This window comes from Confluentibacter lentus (assembly GCF_002806995.1).
GTDB classification, from domain to species: Bacteria; Bacteroidota; Bacteroidia; order Flavobacteriales; family Flavobacteriaceae; genus Confluentibacter; species Confluentibacter lentus.
Genome location: NZ_NIHE01000008.1, coordinates 75,874 through 101,235, shown reverse-complemented (window position 1 = coordinate 101,235; position 25,362 = coordinate 75,874). Strand labels below are relative to the sequence as shown.

Below are 25,362 nucleotides of genomic sequence, written 5' to 3'. Positions count from 1 at the left end.
GATTTTATGATATTAATGAGGCTTATTTTCTTTTTCAGTAATGTGATTCAATACCCATTCCAATTCTACATCTTTTTTTAAAAAAACATCTTCCGAAGTCGGCACAATCGCTACATCAGGTTTTACACCATAACCATCTGGCGTTTGTTTGTACGGTGCGTCAATCTGCATTAAACCCATACGAACTTTAAGTTTGGTGGTTGGTAATTCGTAAATTTTGTAAATGCCTGCCACAGTACCATTGTAAGCGCCACCAGTTTCTTCACCTACAAAAATAGCTCTTTTGGTTGCTTGCAAATGTGTTGAAATTAATGAGGATGCCGAAAACGAATTCCCATTAATAAGCACGTATATTTCACCTTTAAAATGATTTGGTTTTGGACTTTTTGGTTTCGTGTACTTAAATGAATAATACAATTTACCATCTTTTCTTTTTGTCTTAATGAGGTTATGAATTACGACTATAGGCGACACGATAGCCGATAGTACTTTCAAACTATTGGGTGTGGTATTACTCATGGCTGCTGTTAAAAATGGTGTCCGACTTTTGACTTCACTATCTTCTAAAAATTGATAGTCAGTGTTGGTTAAATAAGCATATAAATAATTGATTTCTGATATTCTGCCACCACCATTATCCCTTAAATCCAAGATTAAATGTTTGGTTTTGGCAGAATCTAATTTATGAAAACTTTCTTTGTAAAACTTTCTATAAGTACCATTTGTGAAACTTCTAAGGTTCATACAAGCCACCAAACTATCTGTTTCCATAAATCGGAAATTACGAGTGTAATTTTTTGTTTCGGCTATATAACCATGTTTTCTGTTAAACTTTCTTTTTTGTTTTGCCGCTAATTTGGCAGCCTTTTTTTCTGCCTTTGTTAATTTTATTCTTTTTGAAACAGTGGTTGAATCTTTCTTTTTAGTGGGGTCTTCTTTTAAAATGCGCCTGAATGTTTTTGTGAATATGGAATCGCTTTTCTTGAAAGAAATTTGCAGACTATCCATAAATCCTTTATCCTTGAAATAAAAACTGGAAAAATACTTCCCTACAGATCGATCATGCAACGTGGCGTTAAAACCATCAGATGAAAATCGGTTTTTATAAGCTTTTATCAAATCCGATATGGAGTCATTTTCTATTTTAATAACCTCGCTTCCCACGACTGACGAATCCCTTCCTTTAACACCCTTTACCCAAAGCTTATTTTGTAAATAGTCTAAATCCAAATCATAAAACTCAAACTTTTGCTTTTTAAGTTTCTTTGATTCTTTTCTAGTATATCTCTTATTTGCAGAACCTACCGAAATATGACCTTGCCTCACATGACTCACCACCGGTGCTAATTTTTTATAAAATTCGCGGGAATCCATAGGTTCTGTAATGGATTGTTTTAAACTATCAAACTTAAAATCCAAAACTTCCCTACTGGTATATTGATACAATCTGGGATGATGCTTTTGCAACTGATTGTATAATTTATCGACATCTTTTTGTAAATCGCTTACAGGATGTAACCTTGTTATTTCCGCATTGTAATTTTTAATGCTTTTACAAGACATTAGCATCAATAAAAAAGATATGAATAGAATCGTTTTTCTCATGAAATAAATTCGGAATCCTTCTGCTAAAATAACTGTATTTTGTTTAAAATAATGGTTTTGCCGCATGCTTTAACGCCTAAATTATTTTTTCGGAAGCAACACCCATTTAAAAACTCATAAATTTGTGTAATTTTGTGCCCCATGCAAAAAAACATTAACATACAAAACAAAAAAGCGCGCTTTCTATTTGAAATCATAGATACGTACACGGCTGGTATTGTATTAACGGGCACCGAAATAAAATCCATACGCAGCAGCAAAGCGTCTATTGCCGAAAGTTTTTGTGAGTTTAATGAGCAAGGTGAACTATTTGTCATTAATATGACCATTGAAGAATATGCTTTTGGTAATTATTACAATCACCGACCAAAAGCGGAACGAAAGTTGCTATTGAGCAAAAAAGAACTTAAAAAGTTGCTTAAAGAGGTGCAAACTAGCGGACTCACCATCATTCCTTTACGATTATTTCTTAATGAAAAAGGCCTTGCAAAAATGGATATCGCTTTAGCAAAAGGTAAAAAATTGTATGACAAACGCGAAACCATTAAAGACCGCGATAACAAAAGGGATTTAGACCGCGTTAAAAAAATATTTAAATAATGAAAACGTTTGCCTCACTCATATTAACAATTCTCTTTACGGTTACATTAAATGCCCAAGAAAAAGAAACCAAAACGCCTGTTGACATTACCTCTGTTTTAACTATAGATAATACCATAAAAACACTTTACAATGTTATTTCTGGTGAAATAGGAAAAAAACGCCATTGGGAACAATTCAAATTTTTATTTACACCAGATGCCAAATTAATAGCCGCTGGAAAAGATACAAATCGTGAAACCAAAATAACCTACATGAAACCAGATGATTATATTAAAAATTCTGGGAAGTGGCTGGAAACGAATGGTTTTTTTGAAAAGGAAATTCACAGAACCGTAAATATATTTGGAAATATGGCGCAAGTGTTTAGTACTTATGAATGTTTTTATAATGTGACGGACAAAAAACCTTTCATGCGTGGCATTAACAGTATACAGTTATGGAATGATGGTAAACGTTGGTGGATTGTTAATTTGTATTGGACACAGGAAACCAGAGACAATCCCATTCCTGAGGCGTATTTGCCAAACTGATTTTTTTATTCTTCTAACATTTTTTTTAAACTTACTAAACCCTTTTCAAAATCCTCTCCAATCGCTTTCTCCATATTAAATAATAAGAAAAATATACTGGATAATGTTTTGTTTTTTCCAGAAAAACCCCATGTCACAATGGTAGAATTATATTTATCTAAGCCTTTTATTTTTATATAAGCATCCGATTCCGATTTCCATGGTTTATAAAACCGTAATTTCGTTTCAATGACTTCATTTTCAACAATACGTGTAATTTCCTGTTCGCCAGAGCCAACGTCTTTGTTACCTTCCCATTTAGCAATAAAACCAATTTTACCATCAACACCTGTATAACTTTGTTTCATTTCAGGATCTTTCTTTTTCCAAGGTGACCACTCATCTTGATTTTTAATGAATTTTAAATACTCAAAAACTTCATTTGCTGGTTTATTAATGACAATATTTCTGCTAATATTAAAATACTTCGGAATGGCTATAACCAATATAAAAAGTGTTGTGGCAATCATTAAAATAGCAAAAAATAAAAACATAATGAGGCAGGATTAGTTAGTTAGTTAGTTACTTTAAAGATAATCATTTTAAAGACTCATAAAATTTTTTTATTATGTCTTCATAACTTCGAGTGCTTTTTTTCGTCCAATCCAAACGTTTTTCAAGAATCTCGTGTTCTGATAGTTGCCAATTAATATTTGATTGCCTTAACTTGGAAGTCACATGCTGCAAAATAATCGCAGCAGATACCGAAATATTCAAACTTTCCGTAAAGCCCACCATGGGGATTTTTAAATAACAGTCGGCTGCATCCAATACCTCTTGCGATAGACCTTCCACTTCCCTTCCAAAGAAAAAACAGGATTTTTTGGAAATATCAAAATCATGCAAAACACAATCGTTGGTATGCGGTGTGGTAGCCACAATTTGATACCCTTTTTGTTTCATGTCCGCAATACAATCTGTAACCGAGTGAAACCGATTGACATCCACCCATTTTTGTGCACCCATGGCAATTTCCCTATCAATACGTTTGGTATTGCGCTCTTCAATAATTTGAACTGCTTGAATGCCAAACACATCGCAGGTTCTAATAACGGCACTGGTATTATGCAATTGATACACGTCTTCGGTCGCGACCGTAAAATGTTTGGTACGCTGTGCCAGCACTTTTTTAAACTTTTCCCTTCGGGAATCGGTTAAAAAGGTTTCTAAATGCTCTAAAAGTTTTAGGTCAATCATATTTCCAAAATTAATAAAGTTTTCGTCATTACGAGGAATGAAGTGACGAAGTAATCTCATTAAATAATAACAAAAAAGTAAGCAGATTGCTTCGTCGTGCCTTCTCGCAATGACCATAAATTGACTATTTTTATACCGATGAAAAAACATTTAGTTGTATTAACAGGGGCAGGCATCAGTGCCGAAAGCGGTATTAAAACCTTTAGAGATGCCGATGGTTTATGGGAAGGTCATGATATAATGGAAGTTGCGACTCCCGAAGGCTTTGCTAGAAATCCGGAGTTGGTATTAGATTTTTACAACCAACGCAGAAGGCAATTGTTTGAAGTCGACCCCAACCCTGCCCATGTCGGTTTAGCTGCTTTTGAAAAAGATTATAAAGTATCCATCATCACACAAAATGTGGATGATTTGCATGAACGCGCGGGTAGCACCAACGTCATCCATTTACATGGTGAATTGCTTAAAGTACGAAGTACCTATGATGATAATGATATTTTTGAATGGAAAACCGATGTTGTTTTAGGCGATTTTTGTAAAAAAGGGCATCAATTACGTCCGCATATTGTATGGTTTGGTGAAGAGGTACCCATGATTGAAAATGCCATGCGTATTTGCAAAACTGCCGATATTTTAGTGATTATTGGTACCTCCATGCAAGTTTATCCTGCAGCAGGTTTGATGCATTATGTGGCACCGAATACACCTATCTTTTATATTGACCCCAAGCCAACTTTAAGCAACAAACAAAACCTAACCGTTATTCCCGAAACCGCAACTGTAGGTGTTTTAAAACTTAAGGAATTACTTTAGAAAAATTTATCTGACCAAACTAAAATGGCCACGATAGGTTTTTTTATTTCCGTTTTCATCAAACAAATCCACAATAAACCAATAGTCTGTCGCGGTTAATTCCTGTCCGTTAAACGTACCATTCCAACCGTCGCCTCTTGGATTTAATTGCTTTATCAACTTGCCATAGCGGTCAAAAATTAAAACTTTGGAATCTTGGGAAAAGGTATCGCTCAAGCCTTTAATATTCCATGTATCATTATAGCCATCATCATTCGGCGTGAAATATTTAGGAAAACCCAGTACAAAAACTTCTAAGCTTGCAATACCACAGCCTTTCTTATCCCTAACATAAACGGTATGAACCCCTGCTCCAACATTATTAAAGACAGGTTCGTCTTGATAAGGTCCTACACTATCATCCAAAGCAAATTCATAATCCCCAATACCCAGATTATTGGTAGCAATCGTAATGGAATTATTATCTGAAAGTTCTACAATAGTCACGTCATCTAAAGTAATAGTGGCAATAGCCGACTCCACAACAGGAAATACAACAGGAAAAGATTCACAACCTAAACTTGATGTGGCAATAACCGTATAGGTTCCTGGTTCACTTAATGTAATGTTTGGCAAATTGCCTACAACGATGCCATTAGCATCGGTCCATTCATAAGTATAAGCCCCTTGTGAATTGAACGTGGATAAGGTTATTGGCGCATTATCAAAACAATAGACTTCGGATTGTTCTACCTCAAATTCTGGACGTGGATTTACAGTTAGCGTTAAATGTGGCCCAATACCAAAACAATCCCCATTATCCTCACTTTCCACACGAACATATAATACTTGCGAAAAAGGTACTTCACTCATATAATTGGTTTGGTTTATAATTTCATTGAGTTCCAATTGGGCATCGCTTAAATTTCTGTAATAATGCACCGTTAAATTTTGACCTGCAGGGAATTGATTTATGAAGTCGGGAGAAGCTACAGTTAAATCAAATTCATGCAATCCATCAATAAAGGCATCATCATCACAAGAATCTAATTCTTGCATATATCCTGGGGTAAATGACGTTGTAGAAACCTGTAAGTTTACAGTTGCAACCCTGAAACAGCCATTGGTATTTTCTACACGAACATACACGGTGTTTGCTGTTGTATTGTTAAATGGCACAGCATTAATTGCATTCGTTTTAGTATCAGCTTCGGCAGGATTTAGATAATATGTAAACTCCAAATTTGCTGAATTATCATTGGTAATAATATCGTTCACTTCATTCAAATTAAAATCCGTAAAACCATCTGGTGTACCATCTTCATCACAATTTCTAAATATGACTGATGATTGAATAACAGGCAGTGCATCAACTTGAATTGAAAAAGACGTATCTGTGTAACAGGTATTGTCTAAATTATTATTGATTCTCACATAGATAATCTGATTGTCCTGAACTGTATTAACAAAGGCAGTCGGATTCAATACTTGATTGGTATAAGCCACATCTGTAAAATAATTCACTTGAAAATCGGAAGCCGCACTTCCATTCAAGACAATAGCTTCATTTAATGTTAAATCAAACTCAGTAAACCCATTGGTATCATTACCATCTGTATTTGTATCACAAACTTGCAATGTTGGTATATTGGTGCTTAAAGGCGGAATTACCGTATTGTAAATAATAACATCTACCACTAATCTTGTATTACTCTCACAACCTAATTCCGTTTGAGTAGCGTAATATGTTTTGGAAGTTAATACTTCCGAAAGATTTAATGGCACTCCTCCAGTTGCTACATCATACCATAAAATATTGGTTCCTGCAGCTACCAAATTACTAACTGCTGCATTTTCTATATCACAAAACGTCTGCAATGCATTCCCTGTAGGAGCCGTTGTTTTTTGAACCGTTACCGTAACAGCAGACCTAGTAGCGGTCGAACAACCATTTAATGTAGCATCCACATAATATGTTGTTGTGTTTGTCACCACTGGTGTTGTAAATGCATTTCCAGTACCAACTAAATTACCTCCCACTAACGCATCATACCAAGATATGGTCCCTGAGCTTGCTGTCGCTCTTAACACCGTAGAACCATCATCGCAAATGGTGGCATTTGTGGTAGAAGTAATGGTGGGTATTTGATTAATTGTTGCAACTACAGGCCTCCTTACGCCTTCCATACAACCATTGTACGAAGCCATGGCATAATATGTTGTTGTTGAATTTATATTGGGTGTATTGAACGTATTTCCTGTTCCAACAGATGTCCCTCCAGTTGGAGCATCGTACCACACAACGGTACCTATGGATGCTTCTGCCTCTAAAGTTAAAGAACCAACACCACACCTAGTGGCACCCGTAGTAGCTATAATTGAGGGTATGGTAATTTTAGTGCTGGCCGAAATATCAACAGTTGGATCACCAGGCATGCCGCCATACTCAACAATGTACCCTTGCGGAAAATAATTATTAACACCTCCTATATTGGGTAAATCGTTCCAAGAACCCGGAGTGCCTACACCAAAAGTCACGTGGATGTAATCTTCATTACCACCTAAATTATTGGGTTCGCCAATATTCCAATTGGCATAATTCGGGGTCGTACCATTCGTGCCACCATTCCAAAAAATAGTTCCAGCCTCAGGCCCAGTTACCCATTTCCATACACCTTCGGTTTCTTCATCTGTGCCACCTAGCCAACCCACACCGCCGGCTTGTTCTCCTGATAATTGTGCTTCCTCAGGGCTTAAAATGGTTGCTAAGTATCCTTGCAGACCAAAATAAGTTCTATTGGCAGCAGCAGTTCTTGCAGCAGACCAAGAAATTCCAGAACTTGCTACATATTCGTAATAATGACCTGTTGACGGTAAATAATTGGCATCGCCTATGGTAAAGGAAAAAAACTTTTCACCCGAAGTCGTAGGAAACAAACTCTCATATACAACATCATTTACGGCTGCTATCAAATCTGTGTAAAGCATTTCGGCTCCTCCAACTCCCGTCAATCTCAATTTACCTGTATTGGCATTCCAAGAAGCTACAATGTTTGGATGTGAACCCACTAAAGACAACCTATCAACTCCATTAACATAACCCGTTGAAATTTGAATATTAAACGATTCAATACTTGTATTATCTGGATCGGTTATATCAAAACTCGTTACTATGGGTATTTGCGTTAATGGGCAATAATATTGGTCGCCCGTAGCATTAATATTTGGAGGTATGTTTTGAGATAACGCATCTTGAAAACATATAAAACAAAAAAAAGAGATTAAAAACCCAAACCTACTCATCAAAATTTATTCTTATTAGAAGTTGAATGGTTAAAAATAGGAAAATATTCTAGTTATCAAATACCTAATCGATTAAATAGACTTTAAGTTCGAGTAATGTTTCTATTCTTTATGAAGTAAAAAAATCATATTATTCTAAAGATTATTTATATGCCTAAAAATCAATAAAAAAAACCAAATTCACAGTTGATAATTTATTAGATATTTTTTTATGACAACAACAAATATGAGGGTCAATTAATAAACAAAATTTAACATGATTCATACTAAAATCAGCTACTTTTGATAAAACCTTTATTACTAACCCTCAGGTTTTATGACACTTTAGTACTATGTGGTTAAAAGTAAGCTGCGAATTGGTATTTGATATTGAAATACCCACCCCTTTTATCTTAATGTTACGACCAAGAAGCGGTGCACAACAATGGGTAGCCCGAGAAATTTACAAGATAGAACCCAATTTACAAGCTTATGAATATACCGATAGCTTTGGTAATTTATGCCAACGTATTTTAGCTCCAGCTGGGGAGTTTAAAATTTACACCGAAGCCGATGTAAAAACAGCCAATCTAGTCGATGTTGCACCAGGCGCCCCCTTTGTAGATATCCAGAATTTACCTGATGCCATGCTAAATTACTTATTGCCTAGCCGCTATTGTGAGTCTGATAGATTCAGTGATTTGGCAAACAGCATTACTGCCGACCAATTACCTGGCTATGACCAAGTAGCAGCGATTGAATCTTGGTTACGAGACACCATAAGTTATATTCCAAGAAGTAGTGATTATCCCATATCAGCTATTGAAGTTAATTATAAGCAAAGTGGTGTTTGCAGGGATTTAGCGCATTTGGGTATTGCCCTATGCCGAAGTTTAAGTATTCCGGCACGTTTGGTGGTGGGCTATTTGCATGATTTAGAACCGATGGATATGCATGCTTGGTTTGAAGCTTATGTGGGCGGGCGCTGGTATGTTTTTGATGCCACACAAACCGAACAAAAAGGTGGCTATGTGTCTGTTGGCTATGGACGAGATGCTGCCGATGTGCCTATGTTTAACCAATTTGGACCGTCTGTATTTCCTATAAAACAAGTGATATCTGTTGAAGAATTTGAAAATGGGAAGTAGCTAATTTTTCTATTTATAATTACTCAATCCGTTTTTTATTGCGGTATTTCTTCTACCAAAATCTCATTCCCAGCTTTGTCGTAGTAAGTACAAGTCATTTCATCCATACAAACTACCCACTTTTCAATACCTGATTTTGCCGAGTCTTCACAGAACGTCGGATAATTGGTTTTACCTTCTTGGTGCGCTTTTAAATCCGATTTAAATTGTGCTTCATTTGATGTTTCAGCAATGACTAACGGCTCATACTTGGCGGGTACTTTCGCCATATGATTATTAGCTCCGTGATAATCAATATGACCATCGGCGACATACGCTTCGTAGTGCGTAATGCCTAATCCTTTAATGTCTTTGATATATGCAGGGAAATCTGCCCCGGAGGTCACTTTACTATGTGCTGCTTTAATTTGTTCTACTGTAAACATTGCTTTTGATTTTTAATTGTTAAACGATTTTTTGAATGTGTTTTTACTACAACACAAAGATGCAACAGCCCACATCCCTGCCATTGTAAAAAATCGTTTTTCTACAAAAAGCGTTTAAAATTTTCTGGGGTATTGCCCGTAAATTGTTTGAAGTCTTTAATGAAATGGGCTTGGTCGAAGAAATTGTTTTCGTAGCAGATATCGGTTAACGATTTTGTTTCTGATAAATTAGCAACCACTTTATTAAAACGGATAATGGATGAAAACTTTTTGGGCGTGGTTCCTACCACTTTCCGGAATCGTTTTTCAAATGGACTCTGACTTATAAACAGTTTTTCGTTTAGTTCTTTGATGCGGATGGTTCCGTTGCTCTGGTAAATGAGTTTTACGGCTTCAACAATGAGTTTGTCCGTTTGAATATCTTTAAGTTGCGATATTAAAAACTGTTCCACAATCTTTATGCGCTGATAATCCGTGGTAGCAGCAACTAATTTTTCCTCGACTTCCCTTACCAAATTTTTATTAAAAATATCTTCTAGCGAAAGACTTAAATTAAACAAGTCGTTGGCGGGATGGGAAACAAAATGGGTAAACCCGATTTCAGTAAAATAAACCAAAACCGTTCCTATATCTTTTGAGTTTTTAAAAATTTTATAACTATCTGAAATACCAGTAATTCCTGCGGAATCTAATCTGCTTTCCGTGCCATTTTGTAGTGATGAAAGTTGACCTTTATATTGAAAACCAATGACCAAACTTGATGACGGAAAAACTTTGTATTCATTTTCGAAATCATTCTCCGAAACTACAAAATACTTGATGTAGGGTTTTAATGGGTCGGTTGGAAAATGCTTGTCGAATTTCATTTTGTTGGTTGTTAATGCTTAAACATCTCTACTTTAAGTTAAGTCTAAAGTAAGAATCAAATAATTAAAAACAATATTTATTTCTTTCGCAATACGTCAGGTAAAAATTTGTCTATCTCTTCGTCCGAAAAAGTCAGTTCGTCATTCATTTGTAATGCTTTTTGAGCTTCTTTGTACGCTTTGCTAAAAGTCCTAGGCGAACCTTTGTATGTCTTAGATAAATCTTCTTGAAGTTCAACCCTTTTTTCTACTATTATTTCTGGTGATAGTAAACCTGCTTTTAAGTCAGTTAAAAGTGAAAGATATTTTTCTCGAATGTCTAATAATTCAAGGGCTGCTGTTGAATGTTTTTGAATTGTCTCACCTAGATTATACTCCCGTAAAAAACTCGTGAACCCAAACTGAATAGCCGATAAAATCGTACTCACTATTAAAGCCCATTCTTCACCTTTAAAAACACGAACTAATAATCCTGTCGTGATTAAAGCGGAGAGAATAATTTGTGAATTTTTAATGCTATTATTTCTTTTAGAAAGAATGTCTGCACACTTTTCTTGCGTTTTATGTGAGTAAACTATTTTGCCATAGTTTTCTCTTAATTGTGCTTCTAATGTCTTTAAGCCATTATTCTGGGAATCTGTTTCCATAAATTTCTCTCCATTTTTGTTTTGCACTCCAAGTGAAATTGTCTGTTTCTTGTTGTATTGCTTCTAATGATTTATTATAAGCAACTGTCGCTTTATACCTGAAATTATCAGGGTTGTAAATACTTTGTCCACTTCCAATAGCATACCAAGTATTTTGATTTGCGTCTTGATTTTTAAGGTAGCTAAAAAAATCTCTACTCATAAAATCGTAGTATAAGTATGATTTGTCTCTATTTGACCAAGCCGTCAAAAATCTATGTGCTAACGTATCAATTAAAAGACCTGATATTGGCACGCTGTTATAATATTTCCAAGCTCTTGCCATTCTGCATAATGGTCGAAGATTATTATTTGTCAATCCGTCTCCACATGAAACTGCACTGATTTCAGGAACTGGATTTGTTTTTTTCCAAGAACCTCCGTTATTTGAGTTGGCATAAGTATAGCTACCATCATCATTTTTGAAGGCTGGTAATACTTCAAATTTCATACTATCAGAAAAAGTAACTTGAACAATTTGTCCATCACCTCTTAAACTTGTATTTGGATAAGTTGTGGCAATTGAATTCTTAACTGCTTGTAACAATGCTGATTGTCCATTAGAAATATAAGCGTTGTAAGTATTGTAAGTTGATAATGGCATTTCGAACAACATATCAATGTCGCTAACATAACTGTTTGCTGTATTTCTTCCAAAAGAACCTACATAACGACCTCCTGAAGTTGTGTCCATACCCCAAAAGTCCTTATTTAATCGTTTACATATTGCAAGGTATCTATCAGAGATAGTCGAACGTTTTGTTTGAGTTATAAGTAAGTTGTTACAGAAGGTTTCAAAATTTGTCGTTACACTCATTTAATGATGGAATCTTTTGGCATTACATACATCTATAATATGAAATCGTTTCAAAAATTTCATATCAGATCGTTAAACGAATCTATCATTTTTTTCCGACAATTGCAACAAAGTAAAACCTTATTTCTTCAAATCAATCTGCTTTAAATTTTCGATACGGTTTCTTACTAAAAAGTCGTCTATGGTTTCAAAATGCTCAATAACACGTTGGTCTTTAAACTCAAATACTTTTTGTGAGAGGCCTTGAAGAAAATCACGGTCGTGCGACACCAAGATAAGGGTGCCATCAAAGTTTTTTAAGGCTTCCTTTAAAACATCTTTCGATTTTAAATCCAAGTGATTGGTTGGCTCATCCAGAATCAACAAATTAACTGGTTCTAAAAGGAGTTTTACCATCGCCAATCGGGTTTTTTCTCCACCGGAAAGCACGCTCACTTTTTTATCGATATCGTCACCCCTAAACATAAAACCTCCTAAAATGGTTTTTATTTGGGTACGGATATCACCTTCGGCCACTTCATCAACCGTTTGAAAAATAGTCAGGTTTTCATCCAATAAAGACGCTTGATTTTGCGCAAAATAGCCCACTTTCACATTATGTCCTAACGCACAAGTGCCGTCAAAATCAATCTCGCCCATAATGGCTTTAATCATCGTTGATTTTCCTTCACCATTCCTACCGACAAACGATACTTTTTCGCCGCGTGAAATGGACATATTCGCATTTTTAAACACTACATGGTCATCATACGATTTAGATAAATCCTTTACCGTTACCGGATAATCTCCCGAACGTGGTGCTGGGGGAAAACGTAATTTTAAAGCGGAGGTATCGACTTCATCAATTTCAATAATTTCCAATTTTTCCAACATACGCTCGCGCGAACTCACTTGATTGGTTTTAGAATACGTGCCTTTAAAACGCTCTATAAAAGCCATGTTATCGGCTATAAATTTTTGTTGTTCGTTGTAAGCTTTTATTTGGTGGATACGTCTGTCTTCACGTAACTGTAAATAATGGGAATAATTGGCTTTATAGTCGTAAATACGCCCCATCGTCACCTCAATGGTTCTGTTGGTAATGTTATCAATAAAAGCTTTATCATGCGAAATCACCATGACGGCTTTGGCTTTATTCAGTAGAAAATCTTCCAACCAAATAACGGATTCTATATCGATGTGGTTTGTTGGCTCATCCAACAGGATTAAATCTGGTTTTTGCAATAATATTTTAGCCAATTCAATCCGCATGCGGTAACCACCACTAAATTCGCTGGTTAAACGCGTGAAATCCTCACGTTTAAATCCCAAACCACGCAAGGCTTTTTCGACTTCGGCATCATAATTCACATCTTCCAAAGCATAGAATTTTTCACCGACATCCGATACTTGCTGAATAATTTTCATGTAGTCATCAGAATCATAATCCGTTCTGGTTTCCAGTTCTTTATTAAGGCGTTCCATCTCGTCACGCATTTTAAAAATATGGTCAAACGCTTTAGAAGCTTCCTCAAAAACGGTGCAATTATCTTCAGTCAATAAATGCTGTGGCAAATATGCAATAATGACATCTTTGGGATAACGAACGCCTCCACGGCTGGCTTTTTGTTCGCCAGCAATAATCTTCATCATGGTCGATTTTCCCGCGCCATTTTTACCCATAAGGGCAATTTTATCATTTTCATTAATGGTGAAAGACACCTCACTAAATAAGGCACTTCCGCCAAATTCTACTGCTAAATTATCAACTGAAATCATCTTATATTTTTTAAAGGTGCAAAGCTATGAAAAGATGTTAGATGTTAGACCGCTTCACTTTTAGATTTTAGACTAAAATGCGGTATAGTTTGATTCTTTTATCTCAATTCTAGAGTCTTACATCATAAAAAAGAGTATCTTCGCGCCTTATTTCAAAAAAACGACCACATGAAACGTATTGGCGAGTACAAAAAATTGTTTAATGTTGAAAAAGACATTGACCTTAAAGAACTAAAATCTACTTACAGAAATTTAGTAAAAGAATGGCATCCTGATAAGTTTCAAAAAGGTGATGAAAAAGCTGTGGAGGCTGAATTAATGAGCAGACAAATCATTGACGGCTATCACTTTTTAGTTAGTATTGCCCCTGAAACCAAAGCTACTAATTTAGAGGAGTATAATGAGACCATTAATTCTCCAATAATAGATTGGCAACATAAAGGGATGGTTTTAGAATTAACCTTTTTGGATGGTAATACCTATGAGTTTTTTGGTGTTAACAAAGCCTTATTTACTAAGTTTTACCAATCGGGCACATTAACACGGTTTGCGAAACGTAACATTTTCAATGCCTATACTTACAGGAAGATTAAAAAAAGTGAAGTGGAGGTTTAGACCTTTTAGACTTTCTTAGATTGTTAGACTACTTAGAGCTTTAGACTTGTTAGTTTGTTGGACTTTTGATTATAAATTTTCTAAAATCTCACATCTAAAGTCTTACATCTTATTTGCTCTTTTCCTCAATCCATTTACTCATATATTTAGTGCTTTGCAAGGTGTGATACTGTAACATTTGACCTGTAAAATTATCCAAACGATGCACTTGAAGGTTATTTTGTATGGAGTTTAGTTTAAATGTAAAATCTAAAACAAACAGTTGTTTATCAAAACGTGCATTCATTATCTGAAAGCCATTTTTTTGGTTGCCTCTCCAAAAAATTTTGCCCGTATATAATTCGATGGCTTTGTTTGCAAATTCTTCAGTATCATCGGCTATAAATCCGTTAGGTTCAAAATTTCCAAACATCCCTTCAGCAGCAATGGTAGTCATCACACAAGGTGTTCCATTTAACATGGCATCGATAAGTTTGCCTTTTAAACCTGCACCAAAACGCAATGGCGCTAAACACACTTTTGCATGTTGCATCACGGTTTCTACATCGTCAACAAATCCTTTAATGATAAATCCGTCCTTTTTATTATTGAATTTAAGTATTTTGTCAGAAGCATAGGCACCATATATGTGAACTTCTGTTTTGGGCAATCTTTTTCTAATTAAAGGCCAAATATGTTCTTTTAAAAACAAAACAGCATCATAATTAGGAGCATGCAAAAAATTACCAATAGTAATAAAGTGTTCCCTTTCGTTAAACTTTGGCAGGTTACGCTTGGTTTCCATGGCAACTGCTTCGGATAAAAATGGCAGATAATATAAAAGATGAGTGTTGACCTTGAATTGGTTTTTTAATATTTCCATTTCCTCTTCTGAAATAACAAGCGTTAAATCACATCTGTAAATACTGGCTATCTCGCGTTTTGCAGTATCATTGAATAAATAAAATTTATCAAACAGAACCTTATGTTTTAGTGCCTCTTCCCTGCCTTTTCTTAAACAATGCAAATCCTCGGTATCTAAAATCCGTAAGGCATCAGGACATTGTTCTACAACCCGCCAACCAAATTGTTCTTCGGTCATGAATCTATCAAAAATCACAACATCTGGATGTAACTTTTTTACAAACACATCAAAACTAGAATTGTTAAGTTCTATTGAAACTTGTTTTATTCCAATGGTTTCAAGGTTGAATGCATTGTCGGTTTTAGCACACGCACTGGCAAATGTAATTTGGTAGTTTTGGGATTGAAATATGTCAATAAGTTGCATCATTCTGCTACCTGCAGCAGAGCTTTTGGGTTCTGGCCAAACAAAACCAATGATTAAGAGTTTTTTTGATGCCACTAATACCGAATATTTTATTTTATAAAATTAAAACACTAAATTATGATTTAGAGCCTATGCTTATGTTCACTCTTTCAGAAACATAGGATTAGAAACCATTATTCTGGTTGGGGTTCCAGACTGTATTTTAAACGAACCTGTTTCGCCCAATCTATAACAGATGTCATTTGTGCCTTTGTAAGTTTTGCATCAGTATGCGTCCATGTATAGGAATCCAAAGGCATTTCCTTTTTCTCAATCATTTCAATAAGCTCTTCGAACTTATGGTCTTTGCGTTTTGTTGAAGTTCCCTCCCATTTTGAGATATTAAAATGCTTTTTTCCATCGTTTACATGGTCTGCCAACCAATAATTTACTGGCGTAATATTATTATACCAAGGGTATCTGGTAACATCGCTATGGCAGTCGTTACAACTAACTTCTAAAATACGTTTCACTTCAGCTGGTGGATTGGTCTCTGCATAAAAGGCATCCATGGAAGCCATATCACCTTCATTTTTTTTAGGTCTAAAAAACTGGGCAATGACAAATATTACAAGTAAAGCAATAAGTATCTTTTTTAATATCTTCATGATTATTTATATTTAAAGTTTAAAAATAGTAAAATAAATTGATGACTAAAGAAGAATTTTATAATGAATTGACAAAAATAAGCGCATCGCGTGAAAGCCGGCTAAACTGCTCGCAACTTGTTAAAAATGATATGGCGTTATTTCCTTATCTCATTGAGATTCTGTTCAAAGTAGATGATAAAATATCTTGCCACGCTGCTTGGGTTTTGGAATTTGTTTGTACAGATTACATTTATGCCATCATTCCGCATTTGGACACATTCACCAAAAACATTCATAAAGTTCATTTAGAATCTGCGGTTCGACCGGTTTCTAAAGTGTGTCAATTCATAGCTAAAGCCTATTATTCCAAAGAAAATAACACGTTTAAAAGATTGCTTTCGCCAGAACATAAAGAACGCATTGTGGAGACCTGTTTTGATTGGATGATTAACAAACATAAGGTAGCAACAAAAGTATTTGCCATGGAAACGCTATTTCTTATCGGACAAGAAAACACGTGGATTCATGATGATTTAAAGCCCATTTTAGAACAGGATTTTCAAACGCAAAGTGCCGCATTTAAATCCAGAGCCAAACATATTCTGCTTAGAATGAAAAAAATACCCAAATCATAGATTCGAAAATCAAAAATTCGCAATTCGTAAGTCGTAATTCGCAAATCAAATGTCTATCTTTGCATCTTTCAAAAAAACAAGCAAACATGTCATTATCACCACTAAATGCCATCTCACCAATTGATGGAAGATATAGAAATAAAGTCAACGAATTAGCACCTTACTTTTCGGAAGAGGCTTTAATAAAATATCGTGTTTTAGTTGAAATAGAATATTTTATCGCGCTTTGTAAAATCCCGTTACCTCAACTTAAAGGTGTTGATTCAAATGTATTTGAAAGTTTAAGAGGCATTTATAAAAACTTTTCAACTGAAGATGCACTAGCCATAAAAGACATTGAAAACGTTACAAACCATGATGTTAAGGCTGTTGAATATTTTATAAAAGAAAAATTTGACAAGCTAAGCTTGACTAAATACAAAGAATTCATCCATTTTGGTTTAACCTCGCAAGACATAAATAATACAGCTATTCCTTTAAGCATTAAAGATGCTGTAAATGAGGTTTATATTCCAGAATACTTGAAAGTTTTAAATAAACTTAAAACCTTGAGCAACGATTGGTCGGCTATTTCCATGTTGGCAAGAACCCACGGTCAACCAGCATCTCCAACCCGATTGGGAAAGGAAATTAATGTTTTTGTGGTGAGATTGGAACAACAGTTCAATTTATTACAACATATTCCGCATGCTGCGAAATTTGGTGGTGCCACGGGTAATTTTAATGCGCACCACGTTGCTTTCCCAAATATTGATTGGAAAGCTTTTGGAAGGAAATTTGTTGAAGATACTTTAGGATTGCACCATTCCTTCCCAACAACGCAAATTGAGCATTACGACCATATGGCCGCTTTGTTTGACAACTTAAAACGTATCAACACCATTTTAATAGATTTGAATAAAGATATTTGGACCTATGTATCCATGGATTATTTCAAACAAAAAATCAAGGCTGGTGAAGTAGGTAGTTCTGCCATGCCGCATAAAGTAAACCCGATTGATTTTGAAAATAGTGAAGGTAATTTAGGGATTGCCAATGCTGTTTTTGAACATTTATCGGCCAAACTTCCTGTATCTAGATTGCAGCGCGATTTAACAGATAGTACGGTATTACGAAATGTTGGCGTTCCATTCGGACATACATTGATCGGATTTAAGTCTACTTTGAAAGGATTGAATAAATTATTATTGAACGAAAGCAAATTTGCTGATGATTTAAACAATAACTGGGCGGTTGTTGCCGAAGCTATTCAAACCATTTTACGTCGGGAAGGTTATGCCAATCCTTATGAAGCCTTAAAAGGTTTGACTAGGACCAACGAAAAAATAAATCAAGATTCCATTTCAAATTTTATTGATACCTTAGAGATTTCCAATACAATAAAGGACGAATTAAAACGTTTAACACCAAGTAATTATACTGGCATTTAAAATATAAAACATGTTAACAGACAAACAATCATTAATGCTTTGTGGCCTTATGGCAATGGGTGTTTTTGTGACTGGAATGTTGGATATTCTAGATAATTTTGTTGTTTTGACTTTGCTTACCATTATCTTTTTAGCGATTGTTGTAAATCTCTTTTTTTGGAAACATCCAAAAGAAGAAAGTGACGAAGAACAACATATTGAATAAAAAAACTCGGGCTTTCCATGATTTGGAAAGCCCGAGTTTTTATAAATTACTTCATATTCTATTTAAAGAAAGTCATCATATCTTTAAATTGCGAGGTATCCACATTCGAGTTTCCAAATAACTGCCCCAAAGCAATCATTTTTTCCGGACTCATGTTGTCTCCCAAGATACGTACAATTCCAAAACCCATTTCTTTAGAACTGCCAAAAACGATAAATTCATCAGCTTCATCATCACCAATATATTTTACGCTTATTTTGGCTCCTCCATAACTAAAATCAATAAGTTCATTATACTTTTCGTCTTTTAAAATGGTTTTAACTTTTGCTAATTCCGAATTAAACTCATCAACATGTATTGAGTCCACTTTATATCCTAAAAAGTTTAATCTTTCTACCGATTTATAAGCTTCTTTTTGTTCTGCCGTTAATTTTGATTCGTCAATATTCAGCATCGATATGGGTACATCTTGTGCCAAAAAATTTTTAGCTTCTTGATGCTCTACAAAATAACGTTGCATGGTTAAACCATTATTGCAGCTAACTAAAAAGAAAGCTGCAATAATAATTACTACTATGTATTTGATTGATTGATACATGATATGTTATTTCTTTTTCTCTAAATGCTGACCCCCAGGAATGTTCATTTTATCGGTAAGCCTAGATATTTCATTTAAATCGATATCTCCCGTAAGCGAAACCACCACCGTTTCAATTTTTCGTTGTTGACCATTAACATCAACACCATTGGCTTGCATCACTTTATCAATACCATTTACAAAAATCAACAGTTCTTTAACGTGGTCTGAATCTTTGCCTTCCTTCACGTAGAATTTAACTTCGGCACCACCATCTTTAACCTGCATTAATTCTTCTAAAGACCCTGATCGCGATTTTACCCATTTTGAAATATCTGCGGCAATGGTTTTATTATCGGTTACTATGGTTTTAAAACTGGTGATGCTTTTTACCATATCCATATAGGCTTTGGCTTCTGCATCATCTACATTAATACCCATTTTGGCTATCATTTGAAACATTTTGGGTTGTATGGATACATAGGTGACTTCTGAATTACCATTGTATTTTTCAAAAATATCCTGTGCCATTCCTGAGATTGGCAATAACATGATTGCCATGACCATTACTGTTGCTATTTTTTTCATGAGAGTTGTTTTTAAATTATTCATTGTTTGTGTGTTCGTTTTTTATTGATTTTTTTTAAAAATAATACTGGTTCCTTTTTCAATTTCATTGAGATATTCTAATGTTGAAGCTCCTTTGCCATATTCTTCAAGGTAGCCAAGTGTAGAAGTTCCTTTATTGAAAGTTTTAGAAATCATTTCCAACGATTTTGATACTTCGTTGAAAGCAAGTTCTGGGTCTTGAATGGTACCTAAATCGTTGTTTATGGTCGATTTTAAGTAAATCCCCAACATTAGAACCGCTACTGCAGCAACAGAAATCCATTTGTAGTTAAATACTTTTTTAGTGTTTAATGGAACGTGTTTAGTAAATTGTTCTTGTTGGTTTACCAAAAAATACGCAAACATGGGTTTGTAAATCTCTAAATGCGGGGCGACGGTTTCTTGCGAAAAATAGTTTTTTAACTGTTGCTCTTCTTTTAGGGATGTTTCTCCGTTTTCGTACTTTTCAAGTAATTTTTCTATATTATTTAATACCATAACTATGTGTATTTGTTAATTTTTCCCTTATTGTTTTTCTAGCTCTAGATAAGTTAGCTCTTACAGCGGTATTATTCATATCCAGCATATTTGCAATCTCATCTAAATCGTATTCTTCTATATCCCTTAATTGAATGACCATTCTTTGCTGTTCTGGCAACTCTTCTATAATTCTTGATACCCAATGCACACTATCATTTAATTCAACCTGTTTTTGCAATGAGGTGTTATTATCCTCATAATTGCTATGTACAATTTTTAAATTTTGTGATTGTTTGGATTTCAGCTTATCAAAACAAAAATTTTTGGTCATCGTCATTGAAAAAGCCTCAACATTTTTGTAATCCTCAATCTTTTCTTTATTGTTCCATAATTTCATCAAAACCTCTTGTGTGGCATCTTCCGCTTCCTCAGTAGATATAAGCAATCGCTTTGCTAAACGAAATACTTTATCCTTAAATGGCATCACAATATTTAAAAACTCCTTTTGAGTCATTACTTTGGTTTAATTAGTTTTAAAACAACTTAGTTAAGGTTATTTGAGATTACGACGAACGACCATCTGTTTTGTGACAAAATATTTATATTTACATAATAATGTAAGCTAATTTAGAGTTTATAAGACCAAGCTATAAAAAATGTTATGAAAAATTACAAAGCCCTAATTCTATTAATAGTTGTTTCATTTCTAACCTTTAGTTGTTTTGAAGATAATGATGACAATCAAATTACCGGAAACTCTATAAATGATTTTGTTTGGAAAGGCATGAACTTTATCTATTTATATAAAGATAATGTGCCAAATCTTGCAAACGACGCCTTTAATAGCGATGAAGCTTATGCCAATTATTTAAATGGTTTTTCAAGCCCTGAAGATTTATTTGAAAGTCTAATTTATCATAGACAAACCGTTGATAAATTCAGTTGGATTGTTGATGATTATATTGCATTAGAACAGCAATTTGCTGGTGTTTCTACTAGTGATGGTATGATGTTTAATCTATTTCTTCAACCAAACAGTAACACGCAATTAATAGGTATTGTAACCATGGTGTTGCCAAACACGAGTGCAAGTTCCAATGGTTTAGTTAGAGGTGATATTTTTAGTGGCATTAATGGTACGCCTTTAACAATTAATAATTATATAAGTTTACTTAATTCCAATGCTTACACTCTAAACCTAGCTAATTATAATGATAACGGTACTTCCACAACTTCAGATGACACTATTGTTCCAAGAAATATAAGCATTAACTTAACTAAAGTTCAATATACCGAAAATCCCATTTTTAACACCAACATTTTTAATGTTGGAGGAGAAAATGTGGGTTACTTAATGTACAATGGTTTTACCGCAAATTTTGATGAACAGCTCAACGATGCATTTGCGACTTTCAAATCGAATAATGTACAGCATCTTGTATTGGATTTAAGATATAACTCTGGGGGTTCTGTAAATTCAGCGATATTATTGTCAAGCATGATAACCGGTCAATTTACTGGCGAGGTCTTTTTAACTGAACAATGGAATAGCGAATTTCAAGCTGCTTTTGAAAATGAAAATCCCGAATTATTAATAAGCAGGTTTGTAAATAATGATGATGGCAGAACTTTAAATAGTTTAAATCTTCAAAAAGTGTATGTGATTGCTTTAGAATCTTCTGCATCCGCTAGCGAATTGGTTATAAATGCTTTAGACCCCTATATTAATGTTATTCATATTGGTGAAAATACGGCGGGTAAATATCAAGCCTCTACTACAATTTATGATTCCCCCGATTTTACCCGTCAAGGCGCTAATCCGAGTCATAGCTATGCCATGCAACCATTGATTTTTAAATCGTTGAATAAAGTTGGAAGAACCGATTATTTTAATGGTTTAACACCAGATATTCAACTATCAGAAAGTTATTTAGACTTAGGTGTTATTGGTGATGAAAATGAAACATTATTGGCTGCTGCTTTGGCAGATATTCAAAACCCAACAGCAAAATTATCTCCAATAAAATCTGAAAAGGAAGCTTCTTTAACATTGTTTAAAGATAGTAACAGTTTTAAACCACTACATAACGATATGTATGTTGACAAAAAACTTCCATCAGGTTTATTAAGTAAATTTATAATTGAAAAAAATTAAAACCTATTTCAATTGGAGTTCCGGAAAAGACTCTGCGCTAGCGCTTTATCAATTACTAAAAGATAATCGTTATGCGGTTGACGAATTAATTACAACTGTAAATACACATTACAACCGCGTATCTATGCATGGGCTTAGAAAGGAACTTTTAATAGCCCAAACCAACGCACTTAATATTAAATCCAGTGTAATAGAATTACCCGAAATGCCCAGCATGGAAGTTTACGAACAAAAAATACTGGAAAATATATCAAGACTAAAAAACGAAGGTTATACACATAGTGCGTTTGGTGATATTTTTTTAGAGGATTTGAGAACTTATAGAGAAAAACAATTAGCTAAGCAGAATTTAAAAGCGGTATTTCCTATTTGGAAACGGGATACTAAAGAACTTATTAATGAATTTTTAGACCTAGGTTTTAAAACCATTATTGTTTGTGCGAATTCAAAATATTTTAATGAAGACTTTGTTGGAACCGTTATAGACAAGAACTTTATTAATAATTTACCCGAAGATGTTGATCCTTGCGGCGAAAATGGTGAATTTCATACCTTTTGTTTTGATGGTCCTATTTTCAAAAAACCCATTCCGTTTACCATAGGCGAAAAAGTATATCGTGAATATGAAAATCCAAATACAGAAGACGATTCTATTTGTAAAAATGAAAAATATGGGGTTTGGTATTGTGATTTAATTCCATAAAAAAGTCGTCCGAAATTAATTGAACGACTTTTTATTTAATTTATATTTTTTTCTAAAAATTCAAATTCAATCCCAAGCTCACATTTCTGCCTCTGGTTGTATATCCAATGATTTCTAAATAATCTTCATTAAAAAGATTGTTTACAGTAGCAAAAAGTTTTAATTTATTTTCTATTAATTTCTGACTGAAGTATAAATCAATTAAAGAAAATGATTTTAATTCCACGTTTTGGTAGGTTGAAAAATCGGTATCCGTTCTCTCCCCAACAAATTGGTAGGTTAATGATGCATACGTACTTTCAGAAAAATTATAACCAACATTAGCATTCACTTTATGTTTTGGCAAACGCAAACGTAAGCCTTCCTGCAATTCTGTATAGGTATAATTTGTCGCAATTGTTAAATCTTTAATTAAGTTAATTGCCGCTTCAACTTCCACACCATGAACCGTAGCACTTTCGGTGGCATTTTGGTAACCGGTTGTATAAATAATGGTATTGTCTTCTTTTCGGTTAAAATATAATCCGTTTAAACGGAATCCTTTTCTATTTGAAAATTCCAAACCACCTTCAATGGTTCTGTTTTCTTCTGGCTCCAAATCTGGATTCGCTCCAAAAAACCCAAATAACTGTGATAAATTAGGTGCAATAAACGAGGTGGCATACGACCCCAAAACCTTAACATAACCAGAATTTACATCAATAGTAAAAGATGGATTAACATTATAAACAAAATAAGAACCGTATTCACTATGGTTATTCATTCTAGCACCAGCATTTAAATTCAATCCGAAATCCGATACATACACTGCGTTTACATAAGGATCGGAGGTTGTATATGACCGTTCTTGATCAAACAATGTTTTATAATCGGCATAATTATATCCAATAATGGTATAAAAAGTATCGTCAAACACATATTTATTAAATGCATCCAACACATAACTTTTGGCTTCATAACTCGTTACAAAATCTGAAATACTTTCTCTGTCTATTTCCGTATAAGCCGCATTTACCTGAAAACTTCCGTTTTTGTAAGTGAATTTAGGAGAAATTCCAATTCTTTTTTGTTCGTTTTTATAAGCATCATCTGTATCGGCGATTGTATAGTTTGGCGGCGGAAAACCATCCGTATCCGTTCTCAACTTATCGTAACTTGTGAAAGCGGATAATTCAAAAGCATCACTAAAAGCATAACCTAATTTTAGATTGGTATTGAATCTTGAAAAAGGATCTTTTTCAGCATTTTCAGCTTTTGCAGCAGATAAACCATCCACATACCTGTTTGCAAAACTTGCTAAATAACTAAATTTATCTAAGTTTCCATTCACGGAGACATTGTTGTTAAAACTAGCCCCATTATAGTTTTGGTCGTCTGCGGATTGGTTGGTTCCTATAACCGATAAAAAACTAGCGGAAATTGGTTTTCCTGAACTTTTTTTGGTGGTGATATTAATAACCGCCGTAGCTGCCGAATTACCATATAAGGTACTGGCCGCTCCTTTAATAATCTCGATGGATTCTACAGTATTTAAATCTACCAAGCGTAAATCGAATTCGTTGGAAACTAGGGATGGGTCATTTACTTGAACGCCATCAATAAGCACCAAAACCTGCCTATTATTACCACCTCTCACAAAATATCCTAAATTAATACCCTCAACACTTCGTGTCCCATTAATTTCAATACCACTTTTGGCATTAATTAATTCTGAAATATTCCGCCCTTGGTTATTTTCAATTTCAGCTTGTGAAATTTTAATAACCGTTTTACCTGAATTTTCACGTTTTAATTGGAACCGTGAATCTGAAACAACAACCTCATCAAGTTGCTGTACGGTTGTAGAATCGACCTGCTGTTGCGCAAAGCCACATAATGATATACTAAAACACAGTACACCAAAAACATTTGTTTTTTTGTTCATTTTAATGAATAATTACTCGAGAATCGCATGGATTATCATACGCAAACTTTTATCCCGAAAGTTTAACTTTATTTGTTTTGAAAATGGCAGGTCTCCTGACTTGTTTTATGTTATTTCACCTTCCCAGCAAATAAAGCCAGTGGTTTTAGAAGTAAATAACATCTCAAAATGAGGTGCTGAAAAAAATTTCAGCAAAAACTTACAGTTGCGGGAACAGTTCAGGAATTGTTGAGTTACGATTGACGAATTACGATTTAAATAATCGTAAATCTTAAATCAAAATTCGTAAATCAACGCACCTGATTCCCTTTTAATTCATCCACGTGAAGTGAATAAAACCAAATTTCGGTGCAAATGTAAATATTAACTTTAAAATAATAAT

The 25,362-nt window shown here is 34.4% G+C and carries 26 protein-coding genes and 1 riboswitch; of the genes, 10 read left to right on the top strand and 16 right to left on the bottom strand.

What is annotated here, in order from left to right; translation table 11 throughout:
• Positions 1-12: 12 nt before the first annotated feature.
• Positions 13-1,605, bottom strand: a complete 1,593-nt coding sequence (locus CDH50_RS12805; RefSeq protein WP_100612748.1) for a S41 family peptidase — start codon at positions 1,603-1,605, stop codon at positions 13-15.
• Positions 1,606-1,746: 141 nt separating this feature from the next.
• On the opposite strand from CDH50_RS12805, the gene smpB reads away from it, so the two are divergent.
• Both smpB and CDH50_RS12795 read left to right on the top strand, forming a co-directional pair.
• Positions 1,747-2,205, top strand: a complete 459-nt coding sequence (smpB, locus tag CDH50_RS12800; RefSeq protein WP_100612678.1) for an SsrA-binding protein SmpB — start codon at positions 1,747-1,749, stop codon at positions 2,203-2,205.
• Positions 2,205-2,738 (top strand): hypothetical protein, encoded by a 534-nt coding sequence (locus CDH50_RS12795; RefSeq protein ID WP_100612677.1) that lies wholly within the window; start codon positions 2,205-2,207, stop codon positions 2,736-2,738. The genes smpB and CDH50_RS12795 overlap by 1 nt, the downstream gene beginning before the upstream one ends.
• Before the next feature lie 5 nt (positions 2,739-2,743).
• On the opposite strand, the gene CDH50_RS12790 is transcribed toward CDH50_RS12795, so the two are convergent.
• Positions 2,744-3,271, bottom strand: a complete 528-nt coding sequence (locus CDH50_RS12790) for an SRPBCC family protein (protein ID WP_100612676.1) — start codon at positions 3,269-3,271, stop codon at positions 2,744-2,746.
• 43 nt (positions 3,272-3,314) lie between these two features.
• Positions 3,315-3,974, bottom strand: coding sequence for a TrmH family RNA methyltransferase (locus CDH50_RS12785; RefSeq protein WP_100612747.1), 660 nt, complete (start codon positions 3,972-3,974; stop codon positions 3,315-3,317).
• Positions 3,975-4,112: 138 nt separating this feature from the next.
• Here CDH50_RS12785 and CDH50_RS12780 point away from each other — a divergent pair, with 138 nt between their 5' ends.
• Positions 4,113-4,787: an SIR2 family NAD-dependent protein deacylase gene (locus tag CDH50_RS12780; protein ID WP_100612675.1), complete on the top strand. Its 675-nt coding sequence runs from the start codon at positions 4,113-4,115 to the stop codon at positions 4,785-4,787.
• 6 nt (positions 4,788-4,793) lie between these two features.
• Here the strand turns inward: CDH50_RS12780 and CDH50_RS12775 are convergent, their stop codons facing one another.
• A complete protein-coding gene (locus CDH50_RS12775; protein ID WP_100612674.1) occupies positions 4,794-8,069 on the bottom strand; it encodes an Ig-like domain-containing protein in 3,276 nt (1,091 codons plus the stop codon).
• 332 nt (positions 8,070-8,401) lie between these two features.
• Here CDH50_RS12775 and CDH50_RS12770 point away from each other — a divergent pair, with 332 nt between their 5' ends.
• Entirely contained in the window at positions 8,402-9,196 is a 795-nt protein-coding gene (locus tag CDH50_RS12770) for a transglutaminase domain-containing protein (protein ID WP_100612673.1), read from the top strand.
• Between the two features lie 35 nt (positions 9,197-9,231).
• On the opposite strand, the gene CDH50_RS12765 is transcribed toward CDH50_RS12770, so the two are convergent.
• The 5 genes from CDH50_RS12765 to CDH50_RS12745 all read right to left on the bottom strand — a co-directional run bounded on the left by CDH50_RS12765 (position 9,232) and on the right by CDH50_RS12745 (position 13,748).
• Positions 9,232-9,621 (bottom strand): DUF1398 domain-containing protein, encoded by a 390-nt coding sequence (locus CDH50_RS12765; RefSeq protein ID WP_100612672.1) that lies wholly within the window; start codon positions 9,619-9,621, stop codon positions 9,232-9,234.
• A 101-nt stretch (positions 9,622-9,722) separates the two neighbouring features.
• A complete protein-coding gene (locus CDH50_RS12760) occupies positions 9,723-10,487 on the bottom strand; it encodes a response regulator transcription factor (RefSeq protein ID WP_100612671.1) in 765 nt (254 codons plus the stop codon).
• Between the two features lie 77 nt (positions 10,488-10,564).
• Entirely contained in the window at positions 10,565-11,134 is a 570-nt protein-coding gene (locus CDH50_RS12755) for an SLATT domain-containing protein (protein WP_100612670.1), read from the bottom strand.
• Positions 11,112-11,990: an SMODS domain-containing nucleotidyltransferase gene (locus CDH50_RS12750; RefSeq protein ID WP_100612669.1), complete on the bottom strand. Its 879-nt coding sequence runs from the start codon at positions 11,988-11,990 to the stop codon at positions 11,112-11,114. The genes CDH50_RS12755 and CDH50_RS12750 overlap by 23 nt, the downstream gene beginning before the upstream one ends.
• Positions 11,991-12,110: 120 nt before the next feature.
• Positions 12,111-13,748 (bottom strand): ABC-F family ATP-binding cassette domain-containing protein, encoded by a 1,638-nt coding sequence (locus CDH50_RS12745; RefSeq protein WP_100612668.1) that lies wholly within the window; start codon positions 13,746-13,748, stop codon positions 12,111-12,113.
• A 168-nt stretch (positions 13,749-13,916) separates the two neighbouring features.
• On the opposite strand from CDH50_RS12745, the gene CDH50_RS12740 reads away from it, so the two are divergent.
• Complete coding sequence (locus tag CDH50_RS12740; RefSeq protein ID WP_100612667.1) at positions 13,917-14,363, top strand: KTSC domain-containing protein; 447 nt, start codon at positions 13,917-13,919, stop codon at positions 14,361-14,363.
• A 109-nt stretch (positions 14,364-14,472) separates the two neighbouring features.
• Here the strand turns inward: CDH50_RS12740 and CDH50_RS12735 are convergent, their stop codons facing one another.
• Together CDH50_RS12735 and CDH50_RS12730 are read right to left on the bottom strand one after the other, a co-directional pair.
• Positions 14,473-15,708, bottom strand: a complete 1,236-nt coding sequence (locus tag CDH50_RS12735) for a glycosyltransferase (protein ID WP_232732012.1) — start codon at positions 15,706-15,708, stop codon at positions 14,473-14,475.
• Positions 15,709-15,806: 98 nt separating this feature from the next.
• Positions 15,807-16,280 carry a heme-binding domain-containing protein gene (locus tag CDH50_RS12730; RefSeq protein ID WP_100612666.1) on the bottom strand — a complete coding sequence of 158 codons (474 nt, stop codon included), beginning with the start codon at positions 16,278-16,280 and terminating at the stop codon, positions 15,807-15,809.
• 41 nt (positions 16,281-16,321) lie between these two features.
• Here CDH50_RS12730 and CDH50_RS12725 point away from each other — a divergent pair, with 41 nt between their 5' ends.
• From CDH50_RS12725 to CDH50_RS12715, 3 genes are all read left to right on the top strand, one after another.
• Positions 16,322-16,897, top strand: a complete 576-nt coding sequence (locus CDH50_RS12725) for an adenylosuccinate lyase (RefSeq protein WP_100612665.1) — start codon at positions 16,322-16,324, stop codon at positions 16,895-16,897.
• 86 nt (positions 16,898-16,983) lie between these two features.
• Positions 16,984-18,327 carry an adenylosuccinate lyase gene (purB, locus tag CDH50_RS12720; protein ID WP_100612664.1) on the top strand — a complete coding sequence of 448 codons (1,344 nt, stop codon included), beginning with the start codon at positions 16,984-16,986 and terminating at the stop codon, positions 18,325-18,327.
• Positions 18,328-18,337: 10 nt separating this feature from the next.
• On the top strand, positions 18,338-18,532 hold the full coding sequence (locus CDH50_RS12715) for a hypothetical protein (RefSeq protein ID WP_100612663.1): 195 nt from the start codon (positions 18,338-18,340) through the stop codon (positions 18,530-18,532).
• Positions 18,533-18,590: 58 nt separating this feature from the next.
• Here CDH50_RS12715 and CDH50_RS12710 read toward each other — a convergent pair whose 3' ends face one another.
• From CDH50_RS12710 to CDH50_RS12695, 4 genes are read right to left on the bottom strand one after another with little or no spacing between them, the layout of a single operon-like run.
• A complete protein-coding gene (locus CDH50_RS12710; RefSeq protein WP_100612662.1) occupies positions 18,591-19,130 on the bottom strand; it encodes a DUF4252 domain-containing protein in 540 nt (179 codons plus the stop codon).
• A gap of 6 nt (positions 19,131-19,136) precedes the next feature.
• Positions 19,137-19,697: a DUF4252 domain-containing protein gene (locus CDH50_RS12705; RefSeq protein ID WP_100612745.1), complete on the bottom strand. Its 561-nt coding sequence runs from the start codon at positions 19,695-19,697 to the stop codon at positions 19,137-19,139.
• Positions 19,698-19,739: 42 nt separating this feature from the next.
• Complete coding sequence (locus CDH50_RS12700; protein ID WP_100612661.1) at positions 19,740-20,216, bottom strand: hypothetical protein; 477 nt, start codon at positions 20,214-20,216, stop codon at positions 19,740-19,742.
• The gene (locus tag CDH50_RS12695; protein WP_100612660.1) at positions 20,203-20,712 is read right to left on the bottom strand and encodes an RNA polymerase sigma factor; all 510 of its coding nucleotides are present in this window, start codon (positions 20,710-20,712) and stop codon (positions 20,203-20,205) included. The genes CDH50_RS12700 and CDH50_RS12695 overlap by 14 nt, the downstream gene beginning before the upstream one ends.
• 147 nt (positions 20,713-20,859) lie before the next feature.
• On the opposite strand from CDH50_RS12695, the gene CDH50_RS12690 reads away from it, so the two are divergent.
• The gene (locus CDH50_RS12690) at positions 20,860-22,353 is read left to right on the top strand and encodes a S41 family peptidase (RefSeq protein WP_100612659.1); all 1,494 of its coding nucleotides are present in this window, start codon (positions 20,860-20,862) and stop codon (positions 22,351-22,353) included.
• Positions 22,340-23,056 carry a Dph6-related ATP pyrophosphatase gene (locus CDH50_RS12685; RefSeq protein WP_100612658.1) on the top strand — a complete coding sequence of 239 codons (717 nt, stop codon included), beginning with the start codon at positions 22,340-22,342 and terminating at the stop codon, positions 23,054-23,056. Before CDH50_RS12690 ends, CDH50_RS12685 begins: the two co-directional genes overlap by 14 nt.
• 52 nt (positions 23,057-23,108) lie before the next feature.
• Here the strand turns inward: CDH50_RS12685 and CDH50_RS12680 are convergent, their stop codons facing one another.
• Positions 23,109-24,980 (bottom strand): TonB-dependent receptor plug domain-containing protein, encoded by a 1,872-nt coding sequence (locus CDH50_RS12680; RefSeq protein WP_100612657.1) that lies wholly within the window; start codon positions 24,978-24,980, stop codon positions 23,109-23,111.
• A 68-nt stretch (positions 24,981-25,048) separates the two neighbouring features.
• Positions 25,049-25,338, bottom strand: a riboswitch (cobalamin riboswitch).
• Positions 25,339-25,362: the final 24 nt, after the last annotated feature.